At 71.1% G+C, this 9,611-nt stretch carries 8 protein-coding genes and 1 pseudogene; 2 read left to right on the forward strand and 7 right to left on the reverse strand.

Annotation, left to right across the window (positions count from 1 at the left end; all coding sequences use genetic code 11):
- Positions 1–799, reverse strand: a 799-nt coding sequence (locus Q0L15_RS06350) for a glutamate-5-semialdehyde dehydrogenase (RefSeq protein WP_296603053.1), incomplete at its 3' end; no start/stop codon positions are given.
- 133 nt (positions 800–932) lie between these two features.
- Between Q0L15_RS06350 and Q0L15_RS06355 the strand changes: the two genes are divergently transcribed.
- Positions 933–2,423: a lysyl oxidase family protein gene (locus tag Q0L15_RS06355; protein WP_296603055.1), complete on the forward strand. Its 1,491-nt coding sequence runs from the start codon at positions 933–935 to the stop codon at positions 2,421–2,423.
- A 44-nt stretch (positions 2,424–2,467) separates the two neighbouring features.
- On the opposite strand, the gene Q0L15_RS06360 is transcribed toward Q0L15_RS06355, so the two are convergent.
- From Q0L15_RS06360 to Q0L15_RS06380, 5 genes are all read right to left on the reverse strand, one after another.
- Positions 2,468–3,325 carry a phosphotransferase gene (locus Q0L15_RS06360; RefSeq protein ID WP_296603057.1) on the reverse strand — a complete coding sequence of 286 codons (858 nt, stop codon included), beginning with the start codon at positions 3,323–3,325 and terminating at the stop codon, positions 2,468–2,470.
- A gap of 71 nt (positions 3,326–3,396) precedes the next feature.
- A complete protein-coding gene (locus tag Q0L15_RS06365; RefSeq protein WP_296603059.1) occupies positions 3,397–4,350 on the reverse strand; it encodes an electron transfer flavoprotein subunit alpha/FixB family protein in 954 nt (317 codons plus the stop codon).
- Positions 4,351–4,361: 11 nt separating this feature from the next.
- Positions 4,362–5,159: an electron transfer flavoprotein subunit beta/FixA family protein gene (locus Q0L15_RS06370; protein ID WP_296603060.1), complete on the reverse strand. Its 798-nt coding sequence runs from the start codon at positions 5,157–5,159 to the stop codon at positions 4,362–4,364.
- Between the two features lie 149 nt (positions 5,160–5,308).
- On the reverse strand, positions 5,309–5,623 hold the full coding sequence (locus tag Q0L15_RS06375) for a hypothetical protein (RefSeq protein ID WP_296603062.1): 315 nt from the start codon (positions 5,621–5,623) through the stop codon (positions 5,309–5,311).
- 22 nt (positions 5,624–5,645) lie between these two features.
- On the reverse strand, positions 5,646–6,425 hold the full coding sequence (locus Q0L15_RS06380) for an enoyl-CoA hydratase-related protein (RefSeq protein WP_296603065.1): 780 nt from the start codon (positions 6,423–6,425) through the stop codon (positions 5,646–5,648).
- A 69-nt stretch (positions 6,426–6,494) separates the two neighbouring features.
- Between Q0L15_RS06380 and glgX the strand changes: the two genes are divergently transcribed.
- Entirely contained in the window at positions 6,495–8,651 is a 2,157-nt protein-coding gene (glgX, locus tag Q0L15_RS06385; RefSeq protein ID WP_296603063.1) for a glycogen debranching protein GlgX, read from the forward strand.
- 317 nt (positions 8,652–8,968) lie between these two features.
- Here glgX and Q0L15_RS06390 read toward each other — a convergent pair.
- Positions 8,969–9,611, reverse strand: a pseudogene (locus tag Q0L15_RS06390) (DUF3417 domain-containing protein); the annotation flags it as partial.

Consider the following 9,611-nt stretch of genomic DNA (forward strand, 5'->3'; position numbering starts at 1 on the left):
CGGCGTTGCAGACGCTGGTGCGGTGCGTCTTGGCGTTGAGCACGATCGCCAGGGCCTTGTCGAGGTCGGCGGCCCGGTCGACGTAGACGTGGCAGTTGCCCACGCCGGTCTCGATGACCGGCACCGTCGACTCCTCCACGACCGAGCGGATCAGTCCGGCTCCGCCGCGCGGGATCAGCACGTCGACGTGGCCGCGGGCGCGCATCAGTGCCTTGACGCTGTCGTGGGAGTCACCGGGCACCAGCTGCACGACGTCGGCGTCCAGCCCGGCCGCCCCGACCGCGTCGCGCAGCACCGCCACGATCGCGGTGTTGCTCGACCGGGCGCTGGAGCTGCCCCGCAGCAGCACGGCGTTGCCGGACTTCAGGCAGATCCCGGCGGCGTCCACGGTGACGTTGGGCCGGGCCTCGTAGATCATCCCCACCACGCCGAACGGCACGCGCACCTGGCGCAGCTCGAGCCCGTTGGCCAGCGTGCTCCCTCGCACCACCTCCCCCACCGGGTCGGGCAGGCCGGCGACGTCCCGCAGCCCCTGGGCCATCGCGGCGACCCGCTCGGGCGTGAGCCGCAGCCGGTCGACGATGTTGGCGGGCGTACCACCGCTCTCGGCGCGCGCGACGTCCTCGGCGTTCGCGGCCAGCACCTCGCCCTCACGGGCCAGCAGCGCGTCGGCCATCGCCTGCAGGGCGCGGTCCTTCTCGGCGCGCGTCGCCAGGGCCAGGCCGTGGCTCGCGGCACGGGCGCGCTCGGCGACGGCGACCACCTGTTCCACAGCGGCGGGATCGTGCGGGGTGCTCATGGTCCGAAGGGTAGTTCGCGGCGGTCCAGACGCGCTGCTCGTCTTGCTGCTCGGCAACCAAACGCGGTCTCCCGGCGTCGTACGCTGCGTCAGCTCACCGCAGCGACCGCTGCCGTCGGGGAAGGACCCTACGTTGATCCGCTCGACCTCCCGCGCTCTCGCGCTCCTCGCCTCGCTCGCGCTGGTGGCGCCGGTCGCCGCCGCGCTCCCGGCAGCCACCGCAGCCGCCGACCGGACGCACGGGAACCGCGCCGCCGACGCCGCCCCGCTCTCCCTGTGGGCGCCGAAGACCGTCACGGCCTACGCCTACAAGAACAAGACCTGGACCGACCTGGGCCTGCGGCTGATCGCCGAGGGCGCGCCGCTCGAGATCTGGTCGCACCGCTCCTCCTACGACGAGCCCATCCAGAGCGTGTGGCGCACCGCCGACGGGGACGTCGCGCTGCCGGCCGGCTCCATGACCGACTTCTCGGGGCTCGACCGGTTCCTGTCGGTCTCGATCGACCCGAAGAAGCCCGGTCAGAAGACGCTCACGATGACCAAGAAGGGCTGCCTGAACGGATACGCCGAGCGGGTGCGCCCCGACGCACCGGCGCGCTCGCCGTACCCCGTGGGCTGCTGGTACAACCCGTTCACCGTCGGGTCGGTGCAGGGGATCCAGGACGGCTGGGCCTCGCCGCTGCTCGGCAGCGCACGCCGGCCGCTGAAGATCGGTCCGGGCCTCTACACCGTGACCGCGCGCGTCACCCCCTCGTGGGCCACGTTCTTCGGACTCGATGCCGCCGCGGCGACGCGCACGTTCACCCTCGACGTCAAGGACGAGCAGGCCATCGAGGAGGGCCACGGCCACGGACCCATGGAGCCGGCGGGCCGGCTCGCGACGCCGGCCGCGCACCGGCCCACCGGTCCCGCCGGCCGCGCCGACGAGGCCGGGCCGCAGCCCGACCTGCGCTCGTTGCCGGCCTGGGGCATCTCGCTGAACAAGAAGGGCACCTACCTGCGCTTCTCGGCCACCGTCTGGAACGCCGGCGACAGCCCGCTGGTCGTCGACGGGTTCCGTCGCGAGGGCGAGGACGAGATGGACGCCTACCAGTACTTCTTCGACGCCCAGGGCAACCAGACCGGCTACCAGCCCGTGGGAGCTCTCGAGTGGGACAAGCGGCCCTCGCACTCGCACTGGCACTTCGAGGACTTCGCCCGCTACAGCCTGCTCGACGCCGGCAAGAGCGAGGTGTCGCGCTCCAAGAAGGAGGCGTTCTGCCTGGCCAACACCGACTCGGTCGACCTGACCGTCACCGCGGCCGACTGGAAGCCGGAGAACACCGACCTCTCGACCTCGTGCGGCGACTACTCCTCGCTCTCGATCCGCGAGGTCCTGGTCTCGGGCTGGGGTGACACCTACACCCAGTACCGCGCCGGGCAGTCGTTCCCCATCGCCGACCTGCCCAACGGCACCTACTACATCGCGGTGACCGCCAACCCGGGGCAGAACCTGGTCGAGTCCGACACCACCAACAACCAGGCGCTGCGCCAGATCCGCCTCAGCGGCCCGAAGAACGACCGCCGCGTCACGGTCTCGCAGGTCGGCATCGTCAAGGACGAGGGCTACGGCGGGGTCGGCTGAGCCAGGACCCCAGGTCGAGCCGGGACTCCCGGCTCGACCTGGGGTCACTCGGTGGCGTGGAGGTCGCCCGTCCGGGCGATCGCGCGCACCCGCTCCCAGGCCCGCGTCGCGACGGGGTTCTCCCCCGCCCGGGACGCCAGCTCGACGAGCGCCGCCAGGTCCGCGGCACGCGCCAGCTCGAGCGCCCGCGCCGGCGGGGTGCCGCGCACCTCGGCGTAGGCCTGCAGCACCGCGTCGAGGTAGGCCGGTTCACGGTCGAACCGGAGCAGGTTGCCGAGGTCGGTGAACGGATGGCCGGCGTGGGCGTGCTCCCAGTCGAGCACTCCGGTGATCTCGAGCGTCAGCGGCTCGACGAGGAGGTTCTTGGGGTTGAGGTCGCTGTGCACCAGGCAGGTGCGGGACTCCTCGTCGAGGAGGGCCTGGGCATGCTCGGCGACCTCGGGCAGGCCCGGCAGGTCCAGCTCGAGCGTCTCGACGTACGCCGGCAGGTCGACGTCGTCCGGCTCCACCCGCAGCTCGGCGTCGGCGAACCTGCCGCGCCGCAGCAGCGGCATGCCGCCCAGGGCGGCGGCCACCCGGCCGCAGGAGGCGCCCAGGCGGGTCAGTCCCGCACGGTCGAGCGTCGGCAGCAGCAGGTCGCCCCGCGTGCCGGGCAGGAACGACGTCACGAGCAGCGCGGGCATCCCGGCAGCGGGGTCGGCGCGACGGACCTCGAGCACCTCGGGCACCGGCAGCAGGCCGCGCACGAGGGTCAGCAGCGCCTCCTGGACCTGCGCGGCCTCCGGCGAATGCCGAAGGCCGGCGAAGATCCGCACCACGGTGCGGTCTCCGCCGGCCTCGGCCAGGAAGGTCTCGCCCGACCAGCCGCCCTCCAGCGGCTCCATCGCTGCGAACCCGTCCATCCCGCCCCTCAATCGACCCGAAATCACGTTGACCCGCCCGAAAGTTTCGGGCGGGTCAACGTTGGCACAGCTCAGCCCTTGCGCTTGGTGACTTCCTCGGTCAGCGCGGGTAGGACGGTGTGCAGGTCGCCCACGACGCCGAAGTCGACGAGCTCGAAGATCGGCGCCTCCTCGTCCTTGTTGACCGCGACGATCGTCTTGGAGGTCTGCATGCCGGCGCGGTGCTGGATGGCGCCGGAGATGCCAGTGGCGACGTAGAGCTGCGGCGACACCGTCTTGCCGGTCTGGCCGATCTGGAAGGTGTGCGGGATCCAGCCGGAGTCGACCGCCGCGCGGGAGGCGCCCACGGCACCACCCAGTGCGTCGGCCAGTCCCTCGACCGACTCGAAGTTGCCGCCCGTGCCACGGCCACCGGCGACCACGATCGCGGCCTCGGTGAGCTCGGGGCGGCCGGTCGACTTGCGCGGCTGGGAGGCCACGATCTGCGCCTTCTTGGCGGAGTCGGAGATCGTCGCGGCGAACTCCTCGACCGCACCGGCGCCCTCGGCCTGCTCGGGAGCAGCGGAGTTGGGCTTCACCGTGATAATCGGCGTGCCGTGGGTGACCTTGCCCTTGAGCGTGAAGTTGCCGGCGAAGACCGACTGGGTGGCCGAGCCGTCGGCCTCCACGTCGACCGCGTCGGTGATCAGGCCCGAGCTGATCTTGATCGAGAGTCGCGCGGCGACCTCCTTGCCCTCGGAGGTCGAGGGGATCAGGATCGCGGCGGGCGAGGTCTTCTCGGCGAGCTGCTGCAGCGCCTCGGCCTTGGGGGCCACGAGGTAGCCCTTGATCTGCGCGTCGTCGACGACGTAGACCTTCTCGGCGCCGTAGGCCTTGACCTTCTCGGCCACCTCGGCGCCCTGGGACGAGCTGCCGATGAAGACCGCCGAGGGCTCGCCGAGCCGCTTGGCGATCGTCAGGAGCTCGTACGTCGGCTTGCGGACCGCGCCGTCGACGTGGTCGATGAGAACGAGAACTTCAGACATCGGTCAGCTCCTCAGATGAACTTCTTCGAGGCAAGGAAGTCAGCCAGCGCGGAGGCGCCCGACCCGTCCTCGTCCTTGACGATCTCGCCGGCGGTGCGCGGCGGGCGGGCCGTGGTGTCCTCGACGGCGGTCCACGCCGCACCGAGGCCGACCTGACCGGCGTCGACTCCGAGGTCGCCCAGCGACCAGGTCTCCAGCGGCTTCTTCTTGGCGGCCATGATGCCCTTGAACGACGGGTAGCGCGCCTCGCCGGACTGGTCGGTCACCGAGAGGACCAGCGGCATCGTGGCGCCGATGACCTCGGTGGCGGTGTCGCCGTCGCGCTTGACGCGGACCTGGTCACCCTGGGTCTCGATGACCGACGCGAGCGTGACCTGCGGCAGGTCGAGCCGCTCGGCGAGCATCGCGGGCAGGATGCCCATGACGCCGTCGGTCGAGGCCATGCCGCAGACGACCAGGTCGACCTTGCCCTCGGCACCGGCCTTCTCGATGGCCTTGGCGAGCACCAGCGAGGTCGCGGCGGCGTCGGAGCCGGCGATCGCGTCGTCGACGACGTGAACACCCTTGTCGGCACCCATCTGCAGCGCCTTGCGCACGGCGTCGACACCCTTCTCGGGACCGACGCAGAGCGCGGTCACCACGGTGTCGTCGCCGGCCTTCTCCTTCAGCTGCAAGGCCTGCTCGACGGCGTACTCGTCGAGCTCGGAGAGGAGCCCGTCGACGCCGACTCGGTCCACGGTGTTGTCCGACTCGAACTGCCGGTCGGCAGTGGCGTCGGGGACGTACTTCACACAGACGACAATGTTCATGGTGTGTGGCCGGTTCGGCCCCTCCTGTGTCTCGGATGTGGTGGTGAGGCTACCGCCGCGTGGAGGCGGTCGAAACTCGTGACAGGGTTGGTTATGTCACAGCGGCACTGTCAGAGTCCGGGCCCTGCGGGGGCCCGGTCGGGTCCGGGTCAGGGCCGCACGACCCGCTCCAGCAGTCGGCCGACGACCAGGTAGGCGATCGCCCCGAGACCCCAGTTGGCCAGGGCGTTCTTGGTCGCGGCATCGGCGCCGTGGAACGTGAAGATGCCGTTGTCGCGGGAGAAGATCTCGACGTCCACGACGTCCGCGGCGTCGAGGACGAGCTTGACCAGGGCGTTGTCCTGGTTGGCGTCGAGTGCGACGAACAGCGCACCGACGGCGAGGACGAGCGCGCACAGCACGGCCAGGATCCACACCACCTGGGCCGCGCGCACCCGCACCCGGGACCCGCGACGCGCCGTCATCCTGCGCTCCGCCACCGACTGCTCACCTGCCCTCGAACTGTGCCTTGCCCGGTCCGTTCTCGACGAAGGATCGCATACCGGTCGTGCGGTCCTCCGTCGCGAACAGTGCGGCGAACTGCTGGCGCTCGATCTCGAGGCCGGTCTCGAGGTCGACCTCGAGGCCGCGGTCGATGCTCTCCTTGGCGGCCCGCAGGGCGTACGTCGCGGCGCCGGCGAACTGGCGCGCCCACGCCATCGCCTCGTCGTAGACCGAGGAGGCCGGGAACAGCCGGTCGACCAGCCCGATGGCCAGGGCCTCCTCGGCCTTGACGAAGCGGCCGGTGAACACGATGTCCTTGGCCTTGCTCGGGCCGACCAGCCGCGTGAGCCGCTGGGTGCCACCGGCGCCCGGGATGATGCCGAGCAGGATCTCGGGCTGGCCGAGGACCGCGTCGTCGGCAGCGAACCGGACGTCCGCGCAGAGCGCGAGCTCGCAGCCGCCGCCGAGCGCGTAGCCGGTGATCGCCGCGACGACCGGCTTGGGGATGCGGGCGACCGCCGTGAGCGCGGACTGGAGCGGCCCGGAGCGCTTGACCATGTCGGTGTAGGACATGTCGGCCATCTCCTTGATGTCCGCCCCGGCCGCGAAGACCCGCTCGCCGCCGTACACCACGACGGCCTTGACGTCGTCCCGCTCGGTCGCCTCGGCGGCCGCGGCGCGGATCTCCTCCTGCACCTGCACGTTGAGCGCGTTCATCTTCGGCCGGTCCAGCCGGATCGTGCCGACACCGTCGGCCACCTCCAGTCGCACGAACTCGCCCATCTCGCGAACCACCTTCCTCATTGGGACCAACCGACCCCGGCATTCTGCACGGTCAGGGACAATGGGCTGGTGACCCCTGGACTCTGGCGCAACCGAGGTGAGCGTTCACCCGTGTGGCCGGGCAGCAGTCACCCTCTCGGGTCGACCTGGTCCCCGGAGGCGACCAACTTCGCCGTCCACGCCCCGCGCGCCACCGCCGCCTGGGTGTGCCTCTTCGACGACGAGGGCGGCGAGCGGCGCCACCGCCTCACCGAGCAGGAGCTCGGCATCTGGCACGGCGCGGTCCCGGAGGTCGCCCCGGGCTCGCGGTACGGCTACCGCGTCGCCGGCCCGTGGGACCCCGACCAGGGACTCCGGTTCAACCCCAACAAGCTGCTGCTCGACCCCTTCGCCCGGGCGATCGCCGGCACGCTGACGCTCGACCCCGCGATCTACGGCTACGCCCAGGACGACCCGAGCCGGCGCAGTGACACCGACTCCGCGCCGTACGTGCCCCACGGCGTCGTGGTCGCCGACGACCACTTCGACTGGGGCGACGACGCACCGCCGCGGCACCGGTGGCGCGACTCGGCGATCTACGAGATGCACGTCAAGGGCATGACCGCGCTGCACGACCGGGTGCCCGAGCACCTGCGCGGCACGTACGCCGGCCTCGCCACGCCGGCGGTCGTCGACTACCTCAAAGACCTCGGCATCACCGCGGTCGAGCTGCTGCCCGTCCACCAGTTCGTCTCCGAGGCCGCGCTGCTCGAGCGCGGGCTGGTGAACTACTGGGGCTACAACTCGATCGGGTTCTTCGCCCCCCACAACGCCTACTCCTCCTCAGGCGACCGGGGTCAGCAGGTCACCGAGTTCAAGGCGATGGTCAAGGCCTTCCACGCCGCCGGGATCGAGGTGATCCTCGACGTCGTCTTCAACCACACCGCCGAGGCCGGCGTGATCGGTCCCACCCTGTCCTTCCGGGGGCTCGACGACCGCGGCTTCTACTGCCGCAACGGCAACGACCACCCCGGCGAGCCGTTCGACGACACCTACTGGGACGTCACCGGCTGCGGCAACACCGTCGACGCCTCCAACCCGTTCGCCCTCCGGCTGATCCTCGACTCACTGCGCTACTGGGTGACCGAGATGCACGTCGACGGCTTCCGCTTCGACCTGATGTCGGCACTGACCCGGGTGCACCACCGCATCGACATGCGCGCCCCGTTGCTGATCGCGATCGGCCAGGACCCGGTGCTGCGCCACGTGAAGCTCATCGCCGAGCCGTGGGACGCCTCGATGGACGGCTACCGCGTGGGTGAGTTCCCACCGCCGTGGGTGGAGTGGAACGACCAGTACCGCGACGAGATCCGCGACTTCTGGCGCAACTACACCTCGGGCATCCGCGGCGTCGCCACGCGCCTGGCCGGGTCGTCCGACCTCTACCTCGACGACGGGCGCTCGCCGTACGCGTCGATCAACTTCGTCACCGCCCACGACGGCTTCACGATGCGCGACCTGGTGACCTACGAGCACAAGCGCAACGAGGCGAACGGCGAGGACAACCGCGACGGGACCGACAACAACCGGTCCTGGAACCACGGCGTCGAGGGCGAGAGCGACGACCCTGCGCTGCTGGCCGTGCGTCGCCGGCAGGTCGCCAACATGATGGCGACGCTGTGCCTGTCCAACGGCGTGCCGATGATCACCGCGGGCGACGAGCGCGGGCGCACCCAGCGCGGCAACAACAACGCCTACGCGCAGGACAACGAGACCTCGTGGATCGACTGGCGCCCCGACGACGCCTGGCTGGACGTCTACGAGATCACCAAGACCGCGCTCCGACTGCGGCGCGAGCACCCCGCGCTGCGCCAGCGGCACTGGTTCGAGGGACGCCCGACGATCCGCGGCGGCCCCAAGGACCTCGCCTGGCTGCACCCGTCAGGCCGCGAGATGACCGGCGACGACTGGCACGACCCGACCCTGCGCGCGGTCGGCATGTTCGTGTCCGGCTCGCCGCTGCGGGCACCCGGGCCGCGCGGCGAGCAGCAGGAGGACAAGACCTTCGTGCTGTGGTTCAACTCCGACTGGCTGCCCCAGAAGGTCGTGCTCCCCGAGAACGACTGGGTGCAGGCCGGCGAGGTCGTCCTCTCCACCGACTTCAAGCTCCCCGTCGGCACCCCCGTCAAGGCCGGCGACCGGCTCTCGATCGGCCGCCGCACCGTCGTGGTGTTCCGCGAGGCCTGACCCCGCGCGACAACGCAGATGTCTTGGCGGTCGCCCGGGGACGTCATACGAGGTGGCCGTCCCAGCGACCAGGACGCATGACGCCTTGCGCGCCGCCCGGGGACGTCATACGAGGTGGCCGCCCCAGCGACCAGGACGCATGACGCCTTGCGCGCCGCCCGGGGACGTCATACGAAGTGGGCGCCCCAGCGACCAGAACGTATGACGCCCCGGGGGTGACCACAGGTCGGCGTCCTCCCAGGCGCCAACCACCCGAAATGCCGCGTCGGCGCATCTGCGGTGCAGATGCGCCGACGCGGTGTGTGTGACAGGACGGGTCAGGCGAGGGCCACCAGGCCCAGCTCGGCCGGGGAGGCCAGGACGTCGTTGCGCGGGACGATCCGGACGGTGTAGCCGAACGAGCCGGAGTGGTCGAGGACGACGTCGCCGTCGAAACGGTGCCGGCCACCCTCGTAGGACTCCGCGACGTGCAGCGAGTCGACCAGCGTCTCGACGAGCACGTCCTCGCCGTTGGTCTTGCCGTGCAGCAGCTGCACGTCGACGTCGTCGGGAGACAGCGAGCCGAGGGAGACGAACGCGCGCACGCTCATCTGGTCGCCGACCTCGGGGGCGTCGCCCACACCGCTGCTCTCGACGTGGTCGACGCGGACGTCGGCCCAGCCGGACTTGATCTTCTTCTTCCACGCGGCGAGCTCGGCGGCGCCGTGGTAGTCGGAGTTGAGGCGGTGGGCGGTCTCGCTGGCGGGTGCGTAGAGTTCGCGCATGTAGTCGCGCACCATCCGGGTCGCGAGGACCTTGGGGCCCAGCGACTTCAGCGTGTGCCGGGTCATCTCGAGCCAGCGGGTCGGGACGCCCTCCGCGTCGACGTCGTAGAAGCGGGGCGCGACGTCGTTCTCGATCAGGTCGTAGAGCGCTGCGGCCTCGAGGTCGTCACGGTGGTCGGGGTCCTCGACGCCGTCG

The sequence above is a fragment of the Nocardioides sp. genome (assembly GCF_024509035.1).
In the GTDB taxonomy this organism is placed as follows: Bacteria; Actinomycetota; Actinomycetes; order Propionibacteriales; family Nocardioidaceae; genus Nocardioides.